General features: G+C 34.7%; 28 protein-coding genes and 4 pseudogenes. 12 read left to right on the forward strand and 20 right to left on the reverse strand.

Translation table 11 applies throughout. The annotated features are described in order from the left end of the window. Positions 1-679: 679 nt before the first annotated feature. Entirely contained in the window at positions 680-892 is a 213-nt protein-coding gene (locus ATN92_RS14785) for a hypothetical protein (RefSeq protein ID WP_056951279.1), read from the reverse strand. Positions 893-1,247: 355 nt separating this feature from the next. Then, positions 1,248-1,835, reverse strand: coding sequence for a site-specific integrase (locus ATN92_RS14790; RefSeq protein WP_025016518.1), 588 nt, complete (start codon positions 1,833-1,835; stop codon positions 1,248-1,250). 77 nt (positions 1,836-1,912) lie between these two features. Between ATN92_RS14790 and ATN92_RS14795 the strand changes: the two genes are divergently transcribed. From ATN92_RS14795 to tet(M), 6 genes and pseudogenes are all read left to right on the forward strand, one after another. Continuing rightward, positions 1,913-2,176, forward strand: a complete 264-nt coding sequence (locus ATN92_RS14795) for a type II toxin-antitoxin system PrlF family antitoxin (RefSeq protein WP_001748062.1) — start codon at positions 1,913-1,915, stop codon at positions 2,174-2,176. Continuing rightward, complete coding sequence (locus ATN92_RS14800; RefSeq protein ID WP_024002471.1) at positions 2,176-2,523, forward strand: type II toxin-antitoxin system PemK/MazF family toxin; 348 nt, start codon at positions 2,176-2,178, stop codon at positions 2,521-2,523. The genes ATN92_RS14795 and ATN92_RS14800 overlap by 1 nt, the downstream gene beginning before the upstream one ends. Positions 2,524-2,808: 285 nt before the next feature. After that, a complete protein-coding gene (locus ATN92_RS14805; protein WP_056950771.1) occupies positions 2,809-3,408 on the forward strand; it encodes a hypothetical protein in 600 nt (199 codons plus the stop codon). Beyond that, positions 3,377-4,030 (forward strand): annotated as a pseudogene (locus ATN92_RS14810) (conjugal transfer protein); the annotation flags it as partial. The gene ATN92_RS14805 and the pseudogene ATN92_RS14810, both read left to right, overlap by 32 nt. A 313-nt stretch (positions 4,031-4,343) precedes the next feature. Further along, a pseudogene (locus ATN92_RS19685) lies at positions 4,344-4,391 on the forward strand (hypothetical protein); the annotation flags it as partial. Between the two features lie 15 nt (positions 4,392-4,406). Continuing rightward, positions 4,407-6,326, forward strand: a complete 1,920-nt coding sequence (tet(M), locus tag ATN92_RS14820) for a tetracycline resistance ribosomal protection protein Tet(M) (RefSeq protein WP_000691727.1) — start codon at positions 4,407-4,409, stop codon at positions 6,324-6,326. 225 nt (positions 6,327-6,551) lie between these two features. On the opposite strand, the gene ATN92_RS14825 is transcribed toward tet(M), so the two are convergent. From ATN92_RS14825 to ATN92_RS14845, 5 genes are all read right to left on the reverse strand, one after another. Further along, positions 6,552-7,070 carry a helix-turn-helix domain-containing protein gene (locus ATN92_RS14825; protein ID WP_056950769.1) on the reverse strand — a complete coding sequence of 173 codons (519 nt, stop codon included), beginning with the start codon at positions 7,068-7,070 and terminating at the stop codon, positions 6,552-6,554. Further along, on the reverse strand, positions 7,063-7,998 hold the full coding sequence (locus tag ATN92_RS14830) for a replication initiation protein (RefSeq protein WP_001748065.1): 936 nt from the start codon (positions 7,996-7,998) through the stop codon (positions 7,063-7,065). The genes ATN92_RS14825 and ATN92_RS14830 overlap by 8 nt, the downstream gene beginning before the upstream one ends. Positions 7,999-8,696: 698 nt before the next feature. Further along, entirely contained in the window at positions 8,697-8,909 is a 213-nt protein-coding gene (locus ATN92_RS14835) for a hypothetical protein (protein WP_087721311.1), read from the reverse strand. Between the two features lie 389 nt (positions 8,910-9,298). Continuing rightward, positions 9,299-9,664 carry a hypothetical protein gene (locus ATN92_RS14840; RefSeq protein ID WP_056950798.1) on the reverse strand — a complete coding sequence of 122 codons (366 nt, stop codon included), beginning with the start codon at positions 9,662-9,664 and terminating at the stop codon, positions 9,299-9,301. 12 nt (positions 9,665-9,676) lie between these two features. Then, a complete protein-coding gene (locus ATN92_RS14845) occupies positions 9,677-10,264 on the reverse strand; it encodes a site-specific integrase (RefSeq protein WP_056950795.1) in 588 nt (195 codons plus the stop codon). Positions 10,265-10,402: 138 nt separating this feature from the next. On the opposite strand from ATN92_RS14845, the gene ATN92_RS14850 reads away from it, so the two are divergent. The 3 genes from ATN92_RS14850 to ATN92_RS14860 are packed head-to-tail and all read left to right on the forward strand — an operon-like array spanning position 10,403 to position 11,856. Next, positions 10,403-10,753, forward strand: coding sequence for a type II toxin-antitoxin system RelE/ParE family toxin (locus ATN92_RS14850; RefSeq protein WP_011117005.1), 351 nt, complete (start codon positions 10,403-10,405; stop codon positions 10,751-10,753). Further along, positions 10,750-11,034 (forward strand): helix-turn-helix domain-containing protein, encoded by a 285-nt coding sequence (locus ATN92_RS14855; protein WP_010015131.1) that lies wholly within the window; start codon positions 10,750-10,752, stop codon positions 11,032-11,034. The genes ATN92_RS14850 and ATN92_RS14855 overlap by 4 nt, the downstream gene beginning before the upstream one ends. Before the next feature lie 33 nt (positions 11,035-11,067). Next, positions 11,068-11,856 carry a hypothetical protein gene (locus ATN92_RS14860; RefSeq protein ID WP_056950792.1) on the forward strand — a complete coding sequence of 263 codons (789 nt, stop codon included), beginning with the start codon at positions 11,068-11,070 and terminating at the stop codon, positions 11,854-11,856. A gap of 184 nt (positions 11,857-12,040) precedes the next feature. Here the strand turns inward: ATN92_RS14860 and ATN92_RS14865 are convergent, their stop codons facing one another. The 7 genes and pseudogenes from ATN92_RS14865 to ATN92_RS14895 all read right to left on the reverse strand — a co-directional run. Further along, positions 12,041-12,457, reverse strand: a complete 417-nt coding sequence (locus tag ATN92_RS14865; protein WP_056950789.1) for a hypothetical protein — start codon at positions 12,455-12,457, stop codon at positions 12,041-12,043. 31 nt (positions 12,458-12,488) lie between these two features. After that, positions 12,489-13,169: a TIR domain-containing protein gene (locus ATN92_RS14870; protein WP_056950787.1), complete on the reverse strand. Its 681-nt coding sequence runs from the start codon at positions 13,167-13,169 to the stop codon at positions 12,489-12,491. A 31-nt stretch (positions 13,170-13,200) separates the two neighbouring features. After that, positions 13,201-14,028: a hypothetical protein gene (locus tag ATN92_RS14875; RefSeq protein WP_056950784.1), complete on the reverse strand. Its 828-nt coding sequence runs from the start codon at positions 14,026-14,028 to the stop codon at positions 13,201-13,203. Positions 14,029-14,110: 82 nt separating this feature from the next. After that, entirely contained in the window at positions 14,111-14,626 is a 516-nt protein-coding gene (locus tag ATN92_RS14880; protein ID WP_056950781.1) for a DUF536 domain-containing protein, read from the reverse strand. Then, positions 14,619-15,554, reverse strand: a complete 936-nt coding sequence (locus ATN92_RS14885) for a replication initiation protein (protein ID WP_003690715.1) — start codon at positions 15,552-15,554, stop codon at positions 14,619-14,621. Before ATN92_RS14885 ends, ATN92_RS14880 begins: the two co-directional genes overlap by 8 nt. Positions 15,555-16,260: 706 nt before the next feature. After that, positions 16,261-16,473: a hypothetical protein gene (locus tag ATN92_RS14890; RefSeq protein ID WP_001748064.1), complete on the reverse strand. Its 213-nt coding sequence runs from the start codon at positions 16,471-16,473 to the stop codon at positions 16,261-16,263. A 361-nt stretch (positions 16,474-16,834) separates the two neighbouring features. Further along, positions 16,835-17,080: pseudogene (locus ATN92_RS14895) on the reverse strand (tyrosine-type recombinase/integrase); the annotation flags it as partial. Here ATN92_RS14895 and ATN92_RS14900 point away from each other — a divergent pair. Further along, a pseudogene (locus ATN92_RS14900) lies at positions 17,073-17,501 on the forward strand (transposase); the annotation flags it as partial. The pseudogenes ATN92_RS14895 and ATN92_RS14900 overlap by 8 nt on opposite strands. 409 nt (positions 17,502-17,910) lie before the next feature. Here ATN92_RS14900 and ATN92_RS14905 read toward each other — a convergent pair. Beyond that, entirely contained in the window at positions 17,911-19,296 is a 1,386-nt protein-coding gene (locus ATN92_RS14905; RefSeq protein WP_056950594.1) for a PTS sugar transporter subunit IIC, read from the reverse strand. Positions 19,297-19,842: 546 nt separating this feature from the next. Here ATN92_RS14905 and ATN92_RS14910 point away from each other — a divergent pair. Together ATN92_RS14910 and ATN92_RS14915 are read left to right on the forward strand one after the other, a co-directional pair. Then, positions 19,843-20,121 (forward strand): plasmid mobilization protein, encoded by a 279-nt coding sequence (locus tag ATN92_RS14910; RefSeq protein ID WP_003625288.1) that lies wholly within the window; start codon positions 19,843-19,845, stop codon positions 20,119-20,121. Further along, entirely contained in the window at positions 20,111-20,413 is a 303-nt protein-coding gene (locus ATN92_RS14915) for a type II toxin-antitoxin system YafQ family toxin (protein ID WP_005917927.1), read from the forward strand. The genes ATN92_RS14910 and ATN92_RS14915 overlap by 11 nt, the downstream gene beginning before the upstream one ends. A gap of 117 nt (positions 20,414-20,530) precedes the next feature. On the opposite strand, the gene arsC is transcribed toward ATN92_RS14915, so the two are convergent. The 5 genes from arsC to ATN92_RS14940 form a co-directional block, all read right to left on the reverse strand. Beyond that, positions 20,531-20,947: an arsenate reductase (thioredoxin) gene (gene arsC / locus ATN92_RS14920; protein WP_024526977.1), complete on the reverse strand. Its 417-nt coding sequence runs from the start codon at positions 20,945-20,947 to the stop codon at positions 20,531-20,533. A gap of 11 nt (positions 20,948-20,958) precedes the next feature. Further along, positions 20,959-21,996, reverse strand: a complete 1,038-nt coding sequence (gene arsB, locus ATN92_RS14925; RefSeq protein WP_054644019.1) for an ACR3 family arsenite efflux transporter — start codon at positions 21,994-21,996, stop codon at positions 20,959-20,961. 50 nt (positions 21,997-22,046) lie between these two features. After that, a complete protein-coding gene (locus tag ATN92_RS14930) occupies positions 22,047-22,364 on the reverse strand; it encodes an ArsR/SmtB family transcription factor (RefSeq protein WP_012391388.1) in 318 nt (105 codons plus the stop codon). Positions 22,365-22,469: 105 nt separating this feature from the next. After that, the gene (locus tag ATN92_RS14935) at positions 22,470-23,000 is read right to left on the reverse strand and encodes a DUF536 domain-containing protein (protein WP_024526981.1); all 531 of its coding nucleotides are present in this window, start codon (positions 22,998-23,000) and stop codon (positions 22,470-22,472) included. Next, a complete protein-coding gene (locus tag ATN92_RS14940) occupies positions 22,993-23,928 on the reverse strand; it encodes a replication initiation protein (RefSeq protein ID WP_087721309.1) in 936 nt (311 codons plus the stop codon). Before ATN92_RS14940 ends, ATN92_RS14935 begins: the two co-directional genes overlap by 8 nt. Positions 23,929-24,088: the final 160 nt, after the last annotated feature.

The following is a 24,088-nucleotide window of genomic DNA, read 5'->3' on the forward strand; positions in this document are numbered from 1 at the left end:
CATAATTACACCTCCACAACTATTATATAAAATCAACGATTGTTTATCAATTGATAAACAGACAAAACCTCGTTGATAAACAGACAAAACCTCGTTGATAAACAGACAAAACCTCGTTGATAACCTTCTGTGAGCCTTGGGAGAGTAAGGCTCAAGAGGGGTCTAAAAGAGGTTTAAAAGAGGTTTATAAAAGAGGTATATAAGAGGCACCACTGTACGAGATACAAACCTAAAACAAAAAAACACAAAGGAGTGAGCCAAAAAACGGCTCACATTAAACTCCAGTCGCACAGCTCCTTGCGCCTCACGCTGTTCGTTGCTTAAAAGGTGTGGCAAGCCACATTAATTCGGGCGCTGACGCCCCGAACCCCGTCCAAGCTGAGCCAGCTTGACCGCTTTTTCACTCGCCGTTAGGCAGGAAAGCAAAGTTTTGTAGAAACTTTGGCTTTCGCCATTTCAGTGTAAAGACTGGTTTAGAGCTGTCAATTCCTTATGCTCCCACGCTGCGCTCGTCCGCTACCATTGACAGCAAATAGTTAGCTTTTCTAAAACTTGATAAAGATTTAACTGCTATGTCCCTTTTTAAGGGCCTTATTTTTTGTTCTCAGCGATTTTAAGGCTACTTATATACATTTATACCAAAGTCAAAATAAAAATCCCTCAGCGACTTTTTAGAGGCCTAAATTACAAAGACTGGGCGATTAATAATATCTTCTTGTCTTTTTTGCAAAATATAAGTATACAGGGAACCATACAAGTTCTTTTTGATCTCGTCAGGTTCATTGACAGAAGCTTCAAACAATTCTTGAATATCAACTTGCCATGGATCAGCAAGCATTTCATCAATTGGTTTTAATACTTTCTTTTCGTCCATCCTAATTACTCCTGACATCAAAATAATGATTTCAGTTTAGATTTACAGATTTTACAGTACCGTTATTCAAAATTTGTTACCAAACTTATAAAGATTCTTTGCACAGAACGATTAAAAAAATCTGGCTTAAAACAGCGTAATCCGCAACACTTTTTAAATATTTAAAACATAACAATCTTAGTTAGGTGCAAACATAAATTGAATTAAAAATACAGTCAATTCAACAACGACAAAAATTGATTTTATGGTTATCAGAAGACCGAGTGAAACAAGGTCAGTGCGCACTTACACATAGAATGAATTCTATGTTGTGCTAGACCCATTAAAAACCTGTATCAGAAGTCGCCGTTGGCGACAACAAAATCAAACTAATTTACCCAAAATCAATTTGGTTCAACATGTTTTCTGTACTTGCTTGATCCAAGCCTAAATAAGCTAAAGTCATTGATTCACTTGAGTGATTTAGTAAGTGCATGACTAGGCCAATATTGTAATTTGATTGCGTGTAAACACGATAAGCCCCAGTTTTGCGCATCGTATGAGTACCTAGATAATTAATGCCTAATAGATCGCCAACCTTACTCATAATTTTGTAGAACTGTTTTTCAGTAATATGGCGTTCTGGGTGTTGAATTGAAGGAAAGAGCCATTCAGAATCCAGCTTATGATCAAGCAGCCATTGACGGTACAATAAGAGCTCTGTTTGAACAGGTTTAAGGTACAAGGTATTAGGTTTACCAGTTTTTCGGTCATGAATAAACGCATTTTGTTTAATAGAACCGTCCGGATTAAAAATATCGGCCTGTTTTAAGCCCATAACGTCACTCACTCGCAGTAGCGTCGCTTTACCAACTTGAAAAATCGTATAGTTACGTCGGCCAGCTTTAAAGTTATTGAGTAACGTATCTTGAACCTCTTTAAGAACGTTTGAATCTTTGATGGGTAAGACAACTTGTTGCATAGTCTTTTCTCCTTTTCTTGAGATATTAAAGCAGTTATGTTATTATTTTTGTAAGGAAAAAGTAAGGAGATGATATTGTGAGCGCAGGTAATGTAACTAAGGTTAGCTCGAAGATCACAAGTAAAAATCAGATTACAATTCCTAAAACAGTACGTGAACTGTTAAAAGTTCGGTCTACTGACACAATTGAATGGCAGATTGAACCAAATGGTAAAGTAATGATTGTCCGTAGTAAACCGGATCTATGGCAACTTGTTGATGAACAAGAAAAAAAGTTTGGAAATCTCAGTACAACAGAAGTTGATTGGGGTAAAGACGTAGAAAGCGAAGACTTTGATTAATGAAATTAAAACAAGGCGCTATTTTATGGATTAATTTAGATCCGGCTAAAGGCACTGAAACTAAGAAAAAGCGACCGTGTTTAGTTGTAAGCAACGATCACTATAATCGCTATTTTAATACGGTGCTAGTTGTGCCAATCAGTACCTCTGACAAATATCGTACCCAAGAAAAGTATGCTAAATCGCCGTTATTTATCAGGATAGATAACGGGAAAATTCACGGGACAGCGTTATTGCAACATGTCCGTGCTGTCGATCCAACAAAACGATCAGATGGCGAAGTTGTGGCCACTTTATCTCAGCAAGAAATTAGTTCAATTAGTACAAAGGTCCAACAATTTTTCTGAAAAGCAGATGTTATTTATTGATAAAAGAAACAAAATAGCCCCCAATATCTACATTATAGATATTGGGGGCTATTTTAACAATGTTTTTGAGGGGTTATTTGTTAAAAATGGGCCCTTAAAAATATATAGCTTACTTGATCTTCCCATTTTCCTGGAAGATCTTTTTTGTTCGAAAATAATCCGACAAAAATTTGTTTTCTTGTTTTTCTGTGCTAAAATTAAGCCGTCTACTCGAACGTGTGTTCGGATATTGAGCAAATAATTTTTAAGGAGGTTGAATCAGCCTTGTACTCATGGTTAATCGTAATATTAGTTGTTTTTTTTCTCATAACAATTGATTTTTTATATTTATGTGACCATATAAATGATACTATCATTGAAAATGGCTATTTTAAAAACATTCTTACAATTATTATTTCAATTTTATCTAGTTGGTTCATCTCCAAATATTTGGGCCCTTTTTTTCTAAATTTCACTTCAGAAGTTGGAGTTACCAATTCATTCGGCTTTATATTAATAATTGTTGCATTAATAGGCTTTTCACTCCTATTCAACGCTGCAAGGCATGACATTGTAACTAGGAAAAAAACTGTACAGCAGGCTCAAAAAAAATACTTCAGACACAATCAAGTCCTAACTTTTTCTATGGTTCATTACGTAATCGGAATAAGTAGTGTTGTAATAGTTAATAGCATTGTATATTTACCAATCTTCCTCGACTTTTTAATTCCGATTCCCAAAAGTTACCCTGGTAACGTTGAAAAAATTGAACTCCAAGAATTCATTACTTTTATTATTACTCTTGTAATGCCTTTTTTAATCATAGTTTTTACCCCCTTTTCTTTGAAAAAATTACTCTCCTCTCCAATCCCAAGAAGCCATTGATAAACGAAATGAGAAATTGACCCATTATTTGACGGAAGAATTGCAGGTATTAAATGAAGAAATGATTCGTAAGGATATTCCTACTAGTTCTAGTGTGAACGATATACAGGTGTGGCAGGTTTCTCAAGTGAATGAGAACACCTTTGAGGTACTGTTTTCTGTTGAACAAGTTATTACCGAAGACAAAGACAAGGAAACTATATCGTCTAGCTTTCATGTGGTTGTCCATATAGATGAATCAGATAATATGGTTATTATCAAAAATCCGACAATGAGTAAGAAACCTCAAAAATCGGACTACCAACCCAAACAGCTAGAAAGTGACCATACAGTAGATACAGAAACGATGGACGAAATCATTAGCTTTTTAGAAACGTTCTTCCAGCTCTATCCTACCGCCACAGAAAAAGAATTGACTTACTATGTAAGTAATCATGTGTTACCTATGATTAACAAGGAATATGTTTTCGAGGAATTGGTGAATCCTATCTTTACCAGAAAAGATAACCAAGTAATCGTGAATGTCGCTGTGAAATATTTAGATCAAGAAACAAAGGCAACCCAAATCTCGCAATTTGAGTTGATATTAGAAAAACAAGATAATTGGAAGATTGTAAAATAACAAATATTGGTACATGATTACAGATACTTTGTAATCATGTACTCTTTTTGATAAAAAATTGGAGATTCCTTTACAAATATGCTCTTACGTGCTATTATTTAAGTGACTATTTAAAAGGAGTTAATAAATATGCGGCAAGGTATTCTTAAATAAACTGTCAATTTGATAGCGGGAACAAATAATTAGATGTCCTTTTTTAGGAGGGCTTAGTTTTTTGTACCCAGTTTAAGAATACCTTTATCATGTGATTCTAAAGTATCCAGAGAATATCTGTATGCTTTGTATACCTATGGTTATGCATAAAAATCCCAGTGATAAAAGTATTTATCACTGGGATTTTTATGCCCTTTTGGGTTTTTGAATGGAGGAAAATCACATGAAAATTATTAATATTGGAGTTTTAGCTCATGTTGATGCAGGAAAAACTACCTTAACAGAAAGCTTATTATATAACAGTGGAGCGATTACAGAATTAGGAAGCGTGGACAAAGGTACAACGAGGACGGATAATACGCTTTTAGAACGTCAGAGAGGAATTACAATTCAGACAGGAATAACCTCTTTTCAGTGGGAAAATACGAAGGTGAACATCATAGACACGCCAGGACATATGGATTTCTTAGCAGAAGTATATCGTTCATTATCAGTTTTAGATGGGGCAATTCTACTGATTTCTGCAAAAGATGGCGTACAAGCACAAACTCGTATATTATTTCATGCACTTAGGAAAATGGGGATTCCCACAATCTTTTTTATCAATAAGATTGACCAAAATGGAATTGATTTATCAACGGTTTATCAGGATATTAAAGAGAAACTTTCTGCCGAAATTGTAATCAAACAGAAGGTAGAACTGTATCCTAATATGTGTGTGACGAACTTTACCGAATCTGAACAATGGGATACGGTAATAGAGGGAAACGATGACCTTTTAGAGAAATATATGTCCGGTAAATCATTAGAAGCATTGGAACTCGAACAAGAGGAAAGCATAAGATTTCATAATTGTTCCCTGTTCCCTGTTTATCACGGAAGTGCAAAAAACAATATAGGGATTGATAACCTTATAGAAGTGATTACGAATAAATTTTATTCATCAACACATCGAGGTCCGTCTGAACTTTGCGGAAATGTTTTCAAAATTGAATATACAAAAAAAAGACAACGTCTTGCATATATACGCCTTTATAGTGGAGTACTACATTTACGAGATTCGGTTAGAGTATCAGAAAAAGAAAAAATAAAAGTTACAGAAATGTATACTTCAATAAATGGTGAATTATGTAAGATTGATAGAGCTTATTCTGGAGAAATTGTTATTTTGCAAAATGAGTTTTTGAAGTTAAATAGTGTTCTTGGAGATACAAAACTATTGCCACAGAGAAAAAAGATTGAAAATCCGCACCCTCTACTACAAACAACTGTTGAACCGAGTAAACCTGAACAGAGAGAAATGTTGCTTGATGCCCTTTTGGAAATCTCAGATAGTGATCCGCTTCTACGATATTACGTGGATTCTACGACACATGAAATTATACTTTCTTTCTTAGGGAAAGTACAAATGGAAGTGATTAGTGCACTGTTGCAAGAAAAGTATCATGTGGAGATAGAACTAAAAGAGCCTACAGTCATTTATATGGAGAGACCGTTAAAAAATGCAGAATATACCATTCACATCGAAGTGCCGCCAAATCCTTTCTGGGCTTCCATTGGTTTATCTGTATCACCGCTTCCGTTGGGAAGTGGAATGCAGTATGAGAGCTCGGTTTCTCTTGGATACTTAAATCAATCATTTCAAAATGCAGTTATGGAAGGGATACGCTATGGTTGCGAACAAGGATTATATGGTTGGAATGTGACGGATTGTAAAATCTGTTTTAAGTATGGCTTATACTATAGCCCTGTTAGTACCCCAGCAGATTTTCGGATGCTTGCTCCTATTGTATTGGAACAAGTCTTAAAAAAAGCTGGAACAGAATTGTTAGAGCCATATCTTAGTTTTAAAATTTATGCGCCACAGGAATATCTTTCACGAGCATACAACGATGCTCCTAAATATTGTGCGAACATCGTAGACACTCAATTGAAAAATAATGAGGTCATTCTTAGTGGAGAAATCCCTGCTCGGTGTATTCAAGAATATCGTAGTGATTTAACTTTCTTTACAAATGGACGTAGTGTTTGTTTAACAGAGTTAAAAGGGTACCATGTTACTACCGGTGAACCTGTTTGCCAGCCCCGTCGTCCAAATAGTCGGATAGATAAAGTACGATATATGTTCAATAAAATAACTTAGTGTATTTTATGTTGTTATATAAATATGGTTTCTTGTTAAATAAGATGAAATATTTTTTAATAAAGATTTGAATTAATCCGAACAGCGTTCGGATTAATTTTACAATCTACCCACCAGAATAATCTGTGGGACAGTCCCAGCCCTCACCCTTTAGCTTGGCAGCTACAGATTGTTCAAATTTATCTTCCGCTATTTAACTAGTCTTCTTTTCTTTTTTAGTTGTAACTATTTACCAAAACGCCACCACTTTTTAGGTTTAGGTTGTGACTCCGGGGTGCTATTTTCAGGTTCCGGTTGTTTGTCTGACGTCACTTCTTTTTCACTATTATCATGCGGTGCCATCGTTAAGGCTTTCAAGTCCTTAATTTCTGCCTTGTATTCTTCGAGCAGTTGTTTGTCCTGTAAGGCCAATCTTTGTTGCTGATCTAGTAACTTATGTAACTCTTTCTTTTCAGATTGAAATTCTGATACTAAATTTCGAAGGAATTTCACTTCATCTTGTCCATCAACCGCATCTTTTTTGTTGTCGTCAACATCATCTTTTTGTTGACGGTATCTTGTTGATGAATCGTTTGAGAACATTGCTTTAATAGCTTTTTGCCCATCAACATCAACGTAAACAGTATTGCCTTTTGTTGATGTAAATTGACGTAAATCGATTGACACATCTCTTTTTATCTTTTGCCATATAGCCTGCTTTGAAACGCCCAATTCATCAGCAAGTTCTCTAATAGTTTTAGGCATGATTTCCAAACCCCTTTCGGAGTTCAGCAAGTGCTTCTTGTCTTGCTTGATCTCTTATTTTTTTATCGTGCTCGGCCTGTTTATCAGCCAATGCTTGTTTCTCAGTAGAGCCTAAAGTTAACCCCTTAACCTTGTCAATGGCGCGCCATTTTTCCTGCTCTGTTAATTCACCATTATGCTGAATATTAAAAAGCTTTTGACGCTCATCTTGTAATTGGCCTTGTGAGAAATCATTGGCATCTTTCTTTTCTGGTTTCCAGGTAAACGAATAGCCAATAACTGGTTTCCCACGCCCTTTACCATATTTTTTTCTAACCGTTAATCCTCTAAACAAAGGAGTTAATTCTTCTTTAATGGGTTTTATAACAAATTTATCGACGTTAGAGGGACTATTCCAGTAACTTTTGGGCATATCTAGTAATTCAAAAAAGTCTTCTTTAGAAAAATAAGCATATCCAGTGGTTCTGAACTGTTTTAGTAACCGAAACATTGTTTTTGCGTAACTACTTTTTAAATCTCTAAACTCTGCCAACGCATAACGAACCCAACTTTCAAGCTTGTTTAAAAGGGGTAAAGCACGTTCATAAACTTTTACGTCTACATAAGGTTCTTCTGCATCTCCATCAATTTTAAATTCTGTAAACAAAACAAAAAACTCTCGAGTTAATCCACTTTTACTTCGTCTACCAAAATGTAATCCCATCATTTTTTCATAAGTTCTCTGAATGTCATCTTCAAAACGGTTATTTGCAGTAGGTTTATAAGCACTTAGCTCTTTTAATTGATCAAAAGTAAAACGAATGGTCTGATCACTCTTATCACGCATACGAGAAATAATCGAAAAAAATAAATTCATTTCAACTGGAGTAAATTTTCGAAGTGGAATGGTATTTAACTCTGGATCATATTTAATAATTTCATTTCCCATGCTGTACCTCCTAATGATTACAAATTAATTTTAGATTATGTTTATCAAGTAGTCAACTTTATAGTTCTACTTGATAAACAGACAAAACCTACTTGATAAACAGACAAAACCTACTTGATAAACAGACAAAACCTACTTGATAAACTTCTATAAGCCTTGGGAGAGTAAGGTTCAAGAGGGGTCTAAAAGAGGTTTAAAAGAGGTTTATAAAAGAGGTATATAAGAGGCACCACTGTACGAGATCAAGACCTAAAATCAAAAACACAAAGGAGTGAGCCAAAAACCGGCTCACATTAAACTCCATTCGCTACGCTCTTTGCGCCTCACTTCGTTCGTTGCCTAAAAAGGTGTGGCAAGCCACATTTATACGGGCGCTGACGCCCCGCACCCCGTCAAGCTGAAACAGCTTGACCGTTTTTTCACTCGCCGTTAGGCAGGAAAGCAAAGTTTTATAGAAACTTTGGCTTTCGCCAATTCAGTGTTAAGACTGGTTTAGAGCTGTCAATTCCTTATGCTCCCACGCTTTGCTCGTCCGCTACCATTGACAGCAAACAGTTAGTTTTTTTGAATCTTAACAAGAACTTATCTGCTATGTTCGTTTTTTAGGGCCTTATTTTTCGTTTCTAGCAATTTTAAGACTATTCATATATATTTATACCAAAACAAAAATAAAAAGCCCTCAGCAGGCTCTTAGAGGGCTAAATAACGAAGCCTGGACGATTATTAATATCTTCTTGCCTTTTTTGCAAAAAATAAGTATCAAGGGAATCATACAGATTCCTTTTGATCTCGCCAGGTTCATTGACAAAAGCTTCAAACAATTCTTGAATATCAACTTGCCAAGGATCAGCAAGCATTTCATCAATTGGCTTTAATACTTTCTTTTCGTCAATCTTAATGACTCCTAACATCAAAATAATGCTTTCAGTTTAAATTCACAGATCTTATAGCACCGTTATTCAAAATTTATTACCAAGCTTATAAAGATTATCTGCACAAAGCAATTAAAAAATTTTGGCTTAAAACAGTGGGATCTGCAACACTTTTTAAATATTTAAACCATAACAATCTTAGTTAGGTGCAAACATAAATTGAATTAAAAATACAGTCAATTCAACAACGGCAAAAACAGATTTTATAGTTATCAGTAAACCGAGTGAAACGAGGTCAATGCGCACTTACACCCTTGACAAGTGTCAAGGGTAGATTTAATCCCCATCGATGGGTATTATTTGTATTAGAAGGCTAGCGCCAACTATAAAAAACCTAGAGTAAACCCTCAAAAACCTAGAGCTGAATATCAAGATTGATCAATCACATTACGAAGGATCCAATGACTATAAGCAAGACGAGCACCAGGAGTTATCACCCAGGGGTGATTAATTTCAAAAATTTGAATTTCAGTTGCTAAGTAAAGTGGCGTCTTACCATGATTAAAAGCAAAAACGGGTTGCGGAAAATCAGGCTTATTAGCAACTTGATGAACACTTTGACGAGAGTTCATCTGCCAACGAATTTTTAAGTCTTCACGCGACAATAATTGCGGTAATTGTGTTTTTTCAATTTGAGCTTGTTGTTGCAACTTTTGTGTAAAGGCTTGTTTAGTCTTGTTTTGATGCCAATCATCAAAAAGATCATACTTGTTGGTTTCAAAATCTAAATCCATAAAGCCAGCCTCCTAACCAAAATCAATTTGATCCAGCATCGTTTCGGTACTGGCCTGGTCTAAACCTAAATAAGCTAAAGTCATCGCCTCACTGGAATGATTGAGCAGATTCATGACTAAGCCAATATTATAATTTGATTGCGTGTAGACTCGATAAGCCCCGGTTTTGCGCATCGTATGAGTACCCAGATAATTAATTCCTAACAGATCGCCAACCTTACTCATAATTTTGTAGAACTGTTTTTCCGTGATATGGCGCTCGGGGTGTTGAATGGAAGGAAAGAGCCACTCAGAGGCTAGTCTATGATTAAGTAGCCATTGACGGTACAATAAGAGCTCTGTTTGAACTGGTTTAAGATACAAGATATTAGGCTTACCCGTTTTTCGGTCGTGAATGAACGCATTTTGTTTAATAGAACCGTCCGGATTAAAAATATCGGTTTGTTTTAAGCGCATGACATCACTCACTCGCAGTAGCGTAGCTTTGCCAACTTGAAAAACTGTATAGTTACGCCGGCCAGCTTTAAAGTTATTGAGTAAAGTATCTTGAACATCATTAAGTACATTTGAATCTTTGATTGGTAGGACAATTTGTTGCATATAAAAATCACCTCGTTGGTGGAGACGTAATCCCTTGGTACAAGCGGAAATATGAATTTCACACTTCCGCTTGTACCAAGGATTTGTGTAATAACATATTTGTTTGCTTTTTGATAGCCAATAAGCTATCATGTGAATATGAAAAAAATGGAATTTGACTATTATGACTGGAATGAATTTAAACAATTTTTGGATCAATTACCTGATAAAGACGCTGCCAAATTAATTGCGACCATTCAAAATATTGAAAATAACGGTCTAATCATCGCAGAACGTCAATTATGGGTCAAAAAGCTAGAAAACAATCTCTATGAGATTCGTTCTAAGAGAGCTTCAAATATTCAGAGAGCTATCTATTTCCAAGTACAAGGATCTCAGTACTTAATCACCAATGCATTCACAAAGAAAACGCAAAAAACACCAGAAAGTGAAAAGAAAATTGCTCGGAATCGACGCAGCAAGTATTTTAACAAGGAGGACCAACAATGAGTAAAATTGACGCATATGTTACTGAAAGAAGTAAAAACAATCCTGATTTTGCAAAACTCGTTGAACAAGAAAACATCAATTTAGAGGTAGCAGTTAAAGTCCGTGATCTCCGTGAAAATATGGGTATGAGTCAACGTGCATTTGCTAGTCTAATTGGTAAACCACAATCAACCATTGCTAGAATTGAAAATGGATCAATGAATGCTTCGACTAGGGTATTGTCTGAGATTGCGCAGGCAACTAATCAGCGATTAACCATTCAATTTATGCCGGTAATATAATTAAAAACTACCAATGCTAAGGAGTTAGAAATAATGGATTCAGGTAAGCAATCATTAAATAATAATAAAATGTTAGAAGCAATCACAAATAATGATTTTCGCTCACTCTTAAAATTAGTCGTTGAAAATCCAGTTGCACATGTTAACAGATCTGAATATTTAGCAAAAGTATTTAAAGTAACAGAATCAGATATTATCAATGGGCACTTAGATATTTCCTTAAAAGAAAGAAAAAAAGTTGCACAAAAACAAATTACAGCAACGGTAAGAAATACTACTGTTATTTCTTTTCTTACTGGAATTCCCGGGGGAATTGCAATAGCAGGGACAATACCTGGCGATATTATTCAAAACATGGTTTACTCCATCAGATTGGCTCAACAATTAGCCTATATATATGATTTTGATGATTTGATCGAAGAAGATGGAAAAATTCAAACAAATGGATTGTTATTATTTTTAGGAACAATGGCTGGAGTAAATGGATCAGCTTCTTTGTTGCGGGTGTCAAGTTCTAATGCTATAAAGTATGCTTCTAAACAAATATTAGGGAAACCTTTAATGAAAACTTTGTGGTACCCATTATTAAAAAAAATAACTAGTATAGTTGCTAGCAAAACACTAACCAAAAAGGGACTAGCCTCTGGAATTGCGAAAATTGTTCCAGTCGTTGGTGGGGTTACTTCGGGAAGTATAACTATGATTGGAATGGAAATGTCAGCTAAGAAACTAAATTCAGAGTTATTAAGGGGATTTGAACAGAATTATTCAGAAAGAGATTATGAAAAAGATATAAAAATTATTGAAGCAGAAATAATATAAATAGGGTCCTTATCAAGGGACTATAAATTGTATAAACACATAAATAACCCCCAATATCTACATTATAGATATTAGGGGTTATTCTTTCAATGTTTTTGAGGGGCTATTTGTTAATTATAGACCCTGAATGATTTTTAACTAAAAATGGCAATAAGTATTTTGGTATTATTTGAAAAATTGAATTTCAATTATGTCTTAACAATAATAGAGCACCCATAATTACTATGAAGATTGGTAAGTAGGACATCAAAAATATGGGTCTCATCATACAACACAAAAAAGATTCTCCGGATCTAATGGGCTGCATTGAAAAATCAATATCTTTTTCATCTTTTTTCCTTACAACATCATAAAGATTTCGGAAATATCTTTCCTCTCTTAGATAAAAAGTATCGCTAACCCAAAACATTAAGCAAAAAAAGAGACATAATAACAAAATTAAGTAGCTCATAGATTTATTGATATTAGCTAAATACACAGTTATTAATCCACCAAGTATCGTCAATGACCACCCTTTTATAAGAAATGAATTAGATGACATACGATTAATAACGTCTTCAATCATTTGAATATGCAAACGCTTATTTTCACCGTTTTTCACGTATATATCCTCCAAAATATAAATTAGCCTATTAGGGCTTCCTGCACATATTATAGTCAGCAATGCTATTTCTTAAAGAGATAGCTCTGTCTAAGCAGCCATCAACATCTAATATAAAATCTTTCCACTCGATAGCAGTAATATATGAGCTATTACCAAAATAGACAGTTTTTCCATAAATCTCTTTAATATCAGGATTTTTCTGATTAAACATGTTTTTAGCTATTACTTGAAAAGTTTTATCTGTATGTATTGTTCTTACTGTCTTTTCTTTTGGATTATCTTGTTCTTCATAAGTCCAATGAGTTATAAAATATTCATAACTATTAAGTTCATCAGGAAGAACAACTGCAATAATAGCGTTGGGTAAACTCCTTGTTGTTATTCTTGTTTGTGTACGTAAAGAATAAGCAATTTCCCATGGAATCCATTGATCTTTTTCAGGCTTGAAGCGTTCAACCATATTAGGGGAAATCAAAACTAAAGTAACTGACGAGTCCCATATTTTTTCCTTTAATTTTGTACGTATAGTTTCATCTTTAAATACGCTTAGATCTTGGTCATCATTTTCGGCCTTGTTTAAATCATCGCCACTAAATTTAGTAGTTTGCAGGTAATCAACATAATCCCTAACGGTATTTTTATAGTATCCACTTAGTGATGCTACATTACTATCTTTGTATTTGTATGAAACAAAAACTTTGTATCCCAATACAATTTCCCCCAATTTAATAACGACCGTTTTATAATCTATGAGAATATAATAGATCTAACGGTTTACGGTTACCCTTATTTTGTATAGAACTCCACTGGCGTTTCCAATTCACTAAATCATCTCTCGTTATTTTTAATAATTTGGTGAGTTCTTGAGTTACATCATGCTGGAAAGGTGGGAGTTCATTAGAACTCTTATTGATATAATCAGATTGTCTAATTTCTGTCTCTAATAGTAGTCTTTCTGGTACTTTTTTATTTATAAGCCTAGTAGTTTGAAGCTCATCATATATCCATGGAGAATTAGTCTTATTTTTAATAGTGTTAACAACACTAATAGAATTTTCTGTGTTTAAGAAAATAATACATTCACAAGAATCAATCATGTCATGCAATGCTGATGACAATATCAAATTTACTTGGCTAGTTGAATAGTTTCGCTTGTCATAGTCATAAGTTATCATGCCATTTTTTTTATTTTTAGACAAAACACAATAATTATCATCAATCTTTTTAAGAAGATCATTTGAGTATCCCCAAACGGTTGAATCTATAAAGGCATCAATATCAAACTCATTTTTTAACCAACACGCTATTCTCTTAGCAATCAACACATCATTGTGAGAGTGTGATATGAAAACATCATAATTGTTTTCTGGAAACCAATTATTTTTTAATTTAGTTACGTCTATTATTCCAGTTTCATCTTTCAAATCTATATTAGAGCTAACTCTATCCAATAAATTTGAACGAAGTTTACGTAAACCTGATGAATACAATTCAAGATCTTGAGAAGAAATGTCCATAAAATCCATTTTATCTGCACGATTTAAAGTTAAGTTAAAACCCTTATACAAAATATATACCCCTCTCTTTTATCACTAATATGATTTATTCAGTTAATTAACTATATAAAATTTTTGCTAATATAAGAAATCTTTACCAAAAGTGCCACCAGTTTTTATTGCGCTTATTTTTATACATGTCCTCTTCTGGAGAATTGTTTTGTCGTTTCTGAGATGACTTAGAAGTTTCAAGTAAGCCATTTATTTTTTGAATATGGGCTTTTAGCTCTCTATTTTCTGCTACAGTTGTTAATTGAAGTTGTTGTTGCTGATCTATCAGTTTTATTAGATGATCTATTTGTTGGTCTTTGGTAGCAAGCTGTTTGTCACGTTGAGACTTTAAATCTGCTACTTCTCTTCTTAGAGTAGCGATTAGCTCATTATTTTCTTCGCTAGTCTTTGTCTCTTTTTTGCTACCTGTTTGTTGGTTCTTTGCTACCAAAGGCTTTGCTACTTTGTCTCTGATAATCCTTTCAGCTTTAGGGCTAATCATGTTTGTACCCTGACTATCTTTTTGCCGATTCTTTGCTGGTAGTCTTTGGTAATGATATTGAATAGTCTGTTTGGAGACATTCAATTGATCAGCAAGTTCTCTAATAGTTTTAGGCATGTTTTCCAAACCCCTTTCGGAGTTCAGCAAGCATTTCTTGTCTTGTCTGATCTCTTATTGTTTTATCATGCTCAATCTGTCGTTCGGCTAAAATCTGTTTTTCAGTTGAGCCTAGTGGTAGGCCTTTAACTTTATCGGTAGCACGCCATTTTTCTTGTTCTGTTAATTCACCATTATTCTGGATATTAAAAAGTTTTTGACGCTCATCTTGGAACTTACCTTGAGAAAAGTCGTTTGCGTCTTTTCTTTCAGGCTTCCAAGTAAAAGTATAACCAATCACTGGTTTCCCACGACCTTTACCATATTTTTTTCGTATAGTTAGGCCTCTAAACAAAGGGGTTAGTTCTTCCTTAATTGGGCGAATAACCCTAGATTCAACGTTCGCAGGCTTACTCCAATAGCTTTGTGGAATATCTAGTAGTTCAAAGAAATCATTTTTAGAAAAATAAGCATAACCAGTGGTTCGGAATTGTTTAAGAATACGAAAAGTTGTTTTTGCGTAACTACTCTTTAAATCTCGGAACTCTGTCAAAGCATAACGAACCCAACTTTCGAGATTATTTAGAAGTTTCAACGCTTTGGGATAAATTTGAATATCAACATAAGGAACGTCTGCAGATCCCTTAATTTCAAATCGAGTGAACATGACAAACATCTCTCTATCAAGACCATCTTTACTTCGAGAGCCAAATCTAAGACCTAGTATTTTTTGATATGTACTTTGTATGTCATCAATAAACCGATTATTTGCGGTTGGCTTATAGGCACTTAACTCTTTTAACTGATCAAAGGTAAATCTAACAGTATCATCACCTTTATCACGCATTCTAGAAACTACAGAAAAGAACAAATTCATTTCTACAGGAGTAAACCTTCGCAAGGGGATTGTATTTAATTCAGGGTCATATTTGACTAATTCATTGCTCATAAAATAACCTCCTTGAATAATACTACCTTATTTGAATACAGGAGTAAATAAATGTAGTCGATAAACAGACAAAATGTAGTCGATAAACAGACAAAATGTAGTCGATAAACAGACAAAATGTAGTCGATAAACAGACAAAATGTAGTCGATAAACTTCTGTACGCCTTGGGGGAGTAAGGCGCAATAGGGGTCTAAAAGAGGTTTAAAAGAGGTTTATAAAAGAGGTATAAAAGAGGCACCGCTGTACAAGATCAAAATCTAAAACAAAAATACAAAGGAGTGAGCCAAAAACCGGCTCACATTAAATTCCAGTCGCTATGCTCCTTGCGCCTCACTTCGTTCGTTGCCTAAAAAGGTGTGGCAAGCCACATTAATTCGGGCGCTGACGCCCCGAACCCCGTCCAAGCTGAGCCAGCTTAACCGCTTTTTCACTCGCCGTTAGGCAGGAAAGCAAAGTTTTATAGAAACTTTGGCTTTCGCCAATTCAGTGTTAAGACTGGTTTAGAGCTGTCAATTCCTTATGCTCCCACGCTTTGCTCGTCCGCTACCATTGACAGCAAACAGTTAGCTTTTCTAAAACATAATAAGAATTTAACTGCTATGTCCCTTTTAAGGCCTTTATTTTCAATTCTCAGCAGTTTTAAGCATATTTACATATAATTTATACCAAAACAAAATAAAAAGCCCTCAGTGAGCTTTTAGAGGGCTAAATTACAAATCCTGGTCGATTAATAATATCTTCTTGTCTTTTTTGCAAAATGTAAGTGTACAAGGAATTATACAAATTCTGTTTGATCTCATCAGGTTCATGAACAAAAGCTTCAAACAATTCTTGAATATCAACTTGCCAAGGATCAGCAAGCATTTCATCAATTGGCTTTAATACTTTTTTTTCGTCCATCTGAGTTACTCCTAACATTAGCTAATTATTTCAGGTTTAAATTAAAGGCATCTTTTTATAGTTAGTTATTCAAAGATGGTAATTAAGTTTAGAAAGAAAAACGGTGTAAAGCAATTAAAAAGATTTGTTTGAGCGCAGCGAAATCTAATACAACTTTTTTTAGTATAAGCACAATCAACTTTAGTTGTTGTGTGTAAGTGCGCATTGAACTAAAAAACAACCTTTATTTCAATGATCAAGTTAGCTATTTTTTAGCGTCATTAAACGGAATGAAATGAGTTTAATGCGCACTTATACATAGAATTTATTCTATGTTGTGCTAGACCCATTAAAAACCTGTATCAGAAGTCGCCGTTGGCGACAACAAAATCAAACTAATTTACCCAAAATCAATTTGGTTCAACATGTTTTCTGTACTTGCTTGATCCAAGCCTAAATAAGCTAAAGTCATTGATTCACTTGAGTGATTTAGTAAGTGCATGACTAGGCCAATATTGTAATTTGATTGCGTGTAAACACGATAAGCCCCAGTTTTGCGCATCGTATGAGTACCTAGATAATTAATTCCTAATAGATCGTCAACCTTACTCATAATTTTGTAGAACTGCTTTTCAGTAATATGGCGTGCTGACATTACTTATTTGGAATTATGTCCAGGAACCTGGGGTTATCTCAGTTCTATTTACGAACCAAAGGTTCATCAAGTTCTTGCTTTCAAGATTGGTCGTCAGATGGAGGCGACGTTAGTTGTAGAAACGATTAATCAGGCGCTTGAATGTCATCAAAAGCCACAATATTTTCACTCTGACATGGGTTCACAGTACACCAGCAACGAAGTTGAAACTTTACTTGAACGGCATCAGATTAGCCACTCATACTCAAAACAAGGTTATCCTTATGATAATGGGCCAATTGAAGCTTTTCACTCATTGTTGAAGAGAGAGTTTGCCTTTCAAACAACTTTTTCCAATTTTGAGGACTTGGTAATCCGAACCTCAAATTACATCAGTTGGTTTAATTCCGACAGAATTAGAACGAGTGTTTAGAAAAAGATGTGCCATTTATTGACATAGGAGCAATTCGAAACTTAGTAAACATAACAAATAATTCTTTATTTAATTCAGAGTTACTTCAGCAATCAAAATAGGAGTCCATCAGTTTTTCATAAGTTTATCGCATATTTTTCTCCAAGCGAATATTTAAAGTTGGTTTATAGTTACTCAAATTTTGAAGTTAATAATAAGAGGATCGAACGGTCTAATTTTATTATCATAATCATACATATGAGAGATAAATGGGAAAATAAATTTATTTCAATTGAAGTAAACTTCCGCAAGGAAATGGTATTTAATTCAGAAACATATTTTATCAATTTATTACTAATAAAATACTCCCAAGACCTAAAAAAGCCCCCATGAAAATTACATCACAGGGAGCTTTACAAACCATAAAATATTAATTACTTGTTGCGTGTTCTGTAGTGGCAGCAGCTTCAGCTTCTTTAATATGTGCTTCTTTATCAGCTGCAACTTGTTCTTGTCCATACAAGATTTGATCTTGTTTGTGTACAAATGGCCAGTAAACGAAGAACGAAAGTACTAAGACAATTGCTTGCCAAATCATCATCTTCCAACCACCGACTAATAAGCCAGAGATAACTGGTGGTGTGGTCCATGGCACCTGAACACCAGTAAAGTATGGAATAACACCTAATTTAATTAACCAATATGTGGAACCCATTGATATGGCTGGCATAAACATGAATGGCAAAATTAAAATTGGGTTCATAACAACTGGAACTCCGAACAAAACGGGTTCGTTAATATTGAAGAGTCCTGGTACGAATGACAAACGCCCAATACTCTTCATCTGAGCTGACTTGGCAAAGAATGCCATGAAGAAAACTAATCCAATTGTTATACCGGAACCAGTCACAGTACCAAATTGATCAAGTAAGGATGAAACGGCAATATGACCTCCATTTGCGGCTGTCACAACACCATGTGCCTTAAAAATTGCGGCATTCGATAAACTATTGGCACCTAAAATTGGACCCATGATACCACCGACAATAACCGCACCATGAATACCAAAGAACCAGAAGAATGGAATCAATAGTGAAATAATAAGAACGCCACCAAATGAGTCTGTCATTCCTTGTAATGGTGTCTGAATAGTTTGATAAATCCACTGTGTCATAGTTGTATGAGCAGTTGCATCAAATAAGATATAAACGATTAACCAACCGGTAATAATGACAAAGGATGGAATCAAGGCCACAAATGATTCTGCTACTGCTGGTGGAACTTGATCTGGTAATTTGATGGTCACATGATTTTTGATAAACCAAGAATAAATCCAACCAGTTAACAATCCAACAATAATAGCAGCGATCATACCTTGACCACCAAGCCAAGTCCGATCAATAAATCCAGTTAACATCGTTGGTGCCTGTGAAGCAGAAACCACAGTTTTAGTACCATTCATAACAGCTGTCGTAGGACGCATAATTAGGAAGAAACTTACCAAAGCCGTCATGCCGGCCGGCAAAGGTTCAAAACCATCATCTTTTACCCAAGTATAGGCAATTCCTACTACGGCAAAAATTGCTACCACTCCAAAAGAAGCGTTGTAGGCTTGCGTCCAGTAAGGAATTAACCCAGTTGCTTTCATCCAATTAGCAATTGGTGCGAATGGAAAGGCACTTAAAAGCAAGAATATAGATCCACTCATAATAAATGGCAAACTGACTAACATACCATTCTTTAGGCTTGTGATTGCTTTGGTATTAACAAACTTCATAATTGGAGGAAGAAGTTTGTTGTTAATCCAATCATTCATTAAAATCACCTCAAATAATAATTGAAAATCTTCGGCCGAAGATCATGTAACGTAAAGCGCTTTCAACAAATCCAGTATAAGCTTTAAAATGTCTTACTGTAAAGTTATTCCCCAAATAAAAAACATGTCCCATTAAATAAAGGGCTTATGTGTCCTAAATGGAACATGTTTCAAATGAATTTTTATACATAGAATTAGACCTGGCTAACTGCCTCACTGACAGGTGTTTTTCCCTCGCTAATTGCAAACTCTTTCTTAATTGTTTGATCATTATGCAACGTTGCAACAATCACTTCAGCCACATCTTCACGTGCAATTTGGCCCTTACGTTGATTAAGTTGAACTCCGCCCTTGCCAGTTTCATTTGGTCAACCACCATCGACTTTAGTCGATGGTGGTTGACGAACGTTTGAATCTTTGATGGGTAAGACAACTTGTCGCATAAGCTGTTAGTTCCTTTACTTTAAAATTAATTTAGTTGCAGAAAACCTAAAAATCGAATATTATAATGTAGTACGATGGTAAACTTAAAGGAGGCGGATTAGAATGAGTAATACTATTATTAAAAACAAGACAATTTCAACTCGTGTAACACCTGACATTAGTGAACGGGCTAAAGCTAATCTAGCAAAACAAGGGCTAACCGTTTCTGAGTATATACGCTTATCGTTAGTTAAAGCGGCCAATAATGAAGTTCGATTAGTCAGCTTTTTAGATTCTCCGGAAGCCTTAGCCGCTAAAAAAGAAGCAGAAACAGGGCAGGTCAAAAACATTGGTTCATTGACTGACTTTGAAGATTGGATCGATAAGCTAGATGCAAATTAAACAGACCAAATCTTTTGAACGTGAATTAAAAAAACTAGTCAAAAAACATTTCCCAATAACTGTCTTGAAGCCTTGTTTAGAAGCAATTGTTGAACAAGATGTACTTGTTTTGAAACAGATTAAAGATCATGCATTAAAAGGAAATTGGCGTGGCTATCGTGAATTTCACCCTGCCAGATATGGAAACTATGGTAAAAATTATGACAACTGGATTGTTATTTATCAGCTAGATCATGATGAATTGATTTTGTTATTGGTTGCAACTGGCTCCCATGAAATCTTGAATCAATAGCTATAGTTTAGGGGCACTTATAAAAAAATAAATTAAAATAACCCCCGATATCTACATTATAGATATTGGGGGCTATTCTTTCAATGTTTTCGAGGGGCGATTTTATAAAAATGGACCCTATTTATAATTTTGTACAAGTTCGAATAGATTATCTTTTATTTTGTTTCGAACTTTTCTAAAGGCTTGTAGTTTTTCTTTTTCTGTTCCAGTGGTTTTTGCAGGGTCGGGTAATGGCCAATGAATACTTGTAGCTTGTGGTGGAATAACTGGACATTTATCTCGTGCATCACCGCATAAAGTGACAATTAGATTAGCTGAATTGAAGTAATTTAAATCAATCAGTTTTGAATACTGCTGACTAATATCGACACCATCTTCTGCCATAACTTGTACTGCATTTTTGTTTAAACCATGCTTTTCTACGCCCGCACTTCTAATTTCAAATTTATCGGAAGGAAAAAGTTCTTTTGCGTATCCTTCGGCCATTTGGCTTCGACATGAATTCCCGGTACAGAGAAAATAGATTTTTTTCATTTGGTTACTCCTTAATCATAATATTTTCTTTTAATCCATAGTGCTACATCAACTAATAAGATCATTACCGGTACTTCAACCATTGGGCCAATAACGGCAGCAAATGCTTCTCCAGAATTCAAGCCAAATATAGCGACTGTTACTGCAACAGCTAATTCAAAGTTATTACTTGCAGCGGTGAAAGATTGTGTCGCAGAAATTGAATAACTAGTTTTAGTCTTTTTCGCAATCCAAAAGGTTATGAAGAACATTAAGACAAAATATAGTAATAAAGGAACAGCAATTCTTATTGCGTCCATTGGTAGTTGAACTACTTTTGCACCCTTGACAGAAAACATCACTACTATTGTAAAGAGTAAAGCCCAAGTAGTAATTCTACTTATTTTTGGTACATATTTATCTTCAAACCATTCTTTACCCTTTGTGCTAATGATAAAGTAACGAGAACCAATGCCCAAAATGAAAGGAATACCAAGATAAATAAAAACACTTTTAGCAATTTCACTCATTGTAATATTAATTGTCTGTGTTTGTAGCCCAAAGAATTTTGGTAAGACACTAATAAAGAAGTATGCATAAACGGAATATAGCAAAATCTGAAAAATTGAGTTAAAAGCTACTAGACCAGCAGCATAATCGTTATTACCCTGCGCTAATTCATTCCACACAATAACCATAGCAATACACCGTGCTAAACCGATCATGATTAAACCAATCATATAGTTTGGATAATTGTGTAGAAAGATAAAAGCAAGAGCAAACATTAAAATAGGGCCAACGATCCAATTTTGAACTAATGAAAAAGCAAGTTCCTTTTTGTCCTTAAATACATCACCCATTTTGCCATAATTAACTTTGGTTAGTGGTGGATATAGCATTAATATTAAGCCTATTGCTATTGGAATTGATGTTGTACCGATAGACCAACTATTAATTATTTTAGGGAGCGATGGAAAAGCTAAACCGCTAATAATTCCCAGTGCCATAGCTAAAAATACCCATAAGGTCATATAACGGTCCATGAATGATAAATTTTTAGAAGTACGCATAATAGCCCTCCATATAGATATTTATCTATGTATAATGCAAAATAAAAAAGCTAACAGTTTGAATGTGAATCCTTACATATGCAATGGTCAGTTTTAGATAGTATTTGTGTTAATTCACTAATCAGTCCTTCTTTTTTGTTTGAATTTAAAGAATAATAGTGCCACTTAGTATCTTTTCTTACGTTAACTAATCCACTTTTTTCCAGAATACTCATATGGTGGGATAGAGTCGGTTGTGTAAAGTTAAAGTGTGCAAGTATATCACACCCACACATCTCACCACAGGACAGCATTTCTAAAATCTTAAGACGGTTAGGTTCAGCAACCACCTTTAAAAGTGATGCCAAATCTTTATACTCATAGTGCATCAGTAAATTCCTCCACATTAAACATAGACGATTATCTATATTGTATCACATGAATAATGAAAAAGATTGCCGTTCGGATTAATTTTATAATCTACCAATTGACTTCTATTTCCAAAAATGCCACCAATTTTTATTATTATGTGTTCTATCTTCTTTGTCATTCACTTGCTGTTTTTGGCCTGGATTAGAGATTTCAATCAAGTCACTTAATTTGTGTACATGTTCTTTTAGTTCTTTGTTTTCTGTCACAGTTGTTAACTGAAGTTGTTGTTGCTGATCTATTAATTTGGTTAGATGATTAATTTGTCGGTCTTTGCTACTTATTTGCTGATCTTTGGTAGCAAGCTGTTTGTCCCGTTGAAACTTTAAATCTGCTACTTCTCTTCTTAGAGTAGCGATTAGCTCATTATTTTCTTTGCTAGTCTTTGTCGCTTTTTCGCTACCTGTTTGTTGGTTCTTTGCTACCAAGTTCTTTGCTACCTTGCCTCTAATAATCCTTTCAGCTGTAAGGCTGATCACGTTTTTACCTTGACTATCTTTTTGTCGGTTCTTTGTTGGTAGTCTTTGGTAGTGGTATTGAATAGTTTGTTTAGAGACCTTTAATTCATCAGCAAGTTCTCTAATTGTTTTAGGCATTATTTCCAAACCCCTTTCGGAGTTCAGCAAGTGCTTCTTGTCTTGCTTGATCTCTTATTTTTTTATCATGTTCAGCCTGTTTATCAGCCAATGCTTGTTTTTCAGTGGATCCTAGTGGTAATCCTTTAACTTTATCAGTAGCGCGCCATTTTTCCTGTTCTGTTAGTTCACTATTATGCTGAATATTGAAAAGTTTTTGTCGTTCATCTTGTAATTTGCCTTGTGAGAAGTCATTAGCGCCTTTCTTTTCTGGTTTCCAGGTAAATGAATACCCTATTACTGGTTTTCCACGTCCCTTGCCATATTTCTTTCTAATAGCTAGGCCTCTAAATAATGGTGTTAACTCTTCTTTGATGGGCTTTATAACATACCTATCAATATCTCCTGACTTTTTCCAATAGCTTTTAGGAATATCGAGTAATTCAAAAAAGTCTTCTTTTGATAAAAAAGCATAACCTGTTGTTCTAAAACCCTTTAACAATCTAAAAGCAGTTTTGGCGTAACTGCTTCTAAGATCTCTAAATTCCGCTAAAGCATATCTAACCCATGTATCTAAATTATTAAGAAGTGGCAAAGCATCTTTATATACTTCAACATCTATATAAGGGGAATCAGCTTCACCAACAATGCTGAATTTAGTAAACATAACAAACATCTCTCTATTTAATCCAGATTTACTACGTCTTCCAAAATGAAGTCCCATTAGTTTTTCATAAGTTCTTTGAATATCATCTTCAAAGCGATTATTTGCAGTTGGTTTATAGTTGCTCAAGTCTTTAAGTTGTTCAAAAGAAAATCTAACTGTTTGATCCCCTTTATCACGCATACGAGAAATAATTGAAAAAAATAGATTCATTTCAATAGGGGTGAATTTACGTAAGGGAATAGTATTAAGTTCTGGATCATATTTTATAAGTTCATTGCTCATAATTACACCTCCACAACTATTATATAAAATCAACGATTGTTTATCAACGATCACTATTAAAAACCTCGTTGATAAACAGACAAAACCTCGTTGATAAACAGACAAAACCTCGTTGATAAACAGACAAAACCTCGTTGATAAACAGACAAAACCTCGTTGA

It is taken from the genome of Companilactobacillus bobalius, assembly GCF_009764355.1.

Excerpts from the sequence above, each read along its gene's own strand:
- ATN92_RS14785 (WP_056951279.1), bottom strand. The coding sequence starts at position 892 with ATGTCAGGAGTAATTAGGATGGACGAAAAGAAAGTATTAAAACCAATT.
- ATN92_RS14790 (WP_025016518.1), bottom strand. The coding sequence starts at position 1,835 with ATGCAACAAGTTGTCTTACCCATCAAAGATTCAAACGTTCTTAAAGAG.
- ATN92_RS14800 (WP_024002471.1), top strand. The coding sequence starts at position 2,176 with ATGAAATTAAAACAAGGCGCTATTTTATGGATTAATTTAGATCCGGCT.
- ATN92_RS14825 (WP_056950769.1), bottom strand. The coding sequence starts at position 7,070 with ATGCCTAAAACTATTAGAGAACTTGCTGATGAATTGGGCGTTTCAAAG.
- ATN92_RS14830 (WP_001748065.1), bottom strand. The coding sequence starts at position 7,998 with ATGGGAAATGAAATTATTAAATATGATCCAGAGTTAAATACCATTCCA.
- ATN92_RS14835 (WP_087721311.1), bottom strand. The coding sequence starts at position 8,909 with ATGTTAGGAGTCATTAAGATTGACGAAAAGAAAGTATTAAAGCCAATT.
- ATN92_RS14840 (WP_056950798.1), bottom strand. The coding sequence starts at position 9,664 with ATGGATTTAGATTTTGAAACCAACAAGTATGATCTTTTTGATGATTGG.
- ATN92_RS14845 (WP_056950795.1), bottom strand. The coding sequence starts at position 10,264 with ATGCAACAAATTGTCCTACCAATCAAAGATTCAAATGTACTTAATGAT.
- ATN92_RS14850 (WP_011117005.1), top strand. The coding sequence starts at position 10,403 with ATGAAAAAAATGGAATTTGACTATTATGACTGGAATGAATTTAAACAA.
- ATN92_RS14855 (WP_010015131.1), top strand. The coding sequence starts at position 10,750 with ATGAGTAAAATTGACGCATATGTTACTGAAAGAAGTAAAAACAATCCT.
- ATN92_RS14860 (WP_056950792.1), top strand. The coding sequence starts at position 11,068 with ATGGATTCAGGTAAGCAATCATTAAATAATAATAAAATGTTAGAAGCA.
- ATN92_RS14880 (WP_056950781.1), bottom strand. The coding sequence starts at position 14,626 with ATGCCTAAAACTATTAGAGAACTTGCTGATCAATTGAATGTCTCCAAA.
- ATN92_RS14885 (WP_003690715.1), bottom strand. The coding sequence starts at position 15,554 with ATGAGCAATGAATTAGTCAAATATGACCCTGAATTAAATACAATCCCC.
- ATN92_RS14890 (WP_001748064.1), bottom strand. The coding sequence starts at position 16,473 with ATGTTAGGAGTAACTCAGATGGACGAAAAAAAAGTATTAAAGCCAATT.
- ATN92_RS14905 (WP_056950594.1), bottom strand. The coding sequence starts at position 19,296 with ATGAATGATTGGATTAACAACAAACTTCTTCCTCCAATTATGAAGTTT.
- ATN92_RS14910 (WP_003625288.1), top strand. The coding sequence starts at position 19,843 with ATGAGTAATACTATTATTAAAAACAAGACAATTTCAACTCGTGTAACA.
- ATN92_RS14915 (WP_005917927.1), top strand. The coding sequence starts at position 20,111 with ATGCAAATTAAACAGACCAAATCTTTTGAACGTGAATTAAAAAAACTA.
- arsC (WP_024526977.1), bottom strand. The coding sequence starts at position 20,947 with ATGAAAAAAATCTATTTTCTCTGTACCGGGAATTCATGTCGAAGCCAA.
- arsB (WP_054644019.1), bottom strand. The coding sequence starts at position 21,996 with ATGCGTACTTCTAAAAATTTATCATTCATGGACCGTTATATGACCTTA.
- ATN92_RS14930 (WP_012391388.1), bottom strand. The coding sequence starts at position 22,364 with ATGCACTATGAGTATAAAGATTTGGCATCACTTTTAAAGGTGGTTGCT.
- ATN92_RS14935 (WP_024526981.1), bottom strand. The coding sequence starts at position 23,000 with ATGCCTAAAACAATTAGAGAACTTGCTGATGAATTAAAGGTCTCTAAA.
- ATN92_RS14940 (WP_087721309.1), bottom strand. The coding sequence starts at position 23,928 with ATGAGCAATGAACTTATAAAATATGATCCAGAACTTAATACTATTCCC.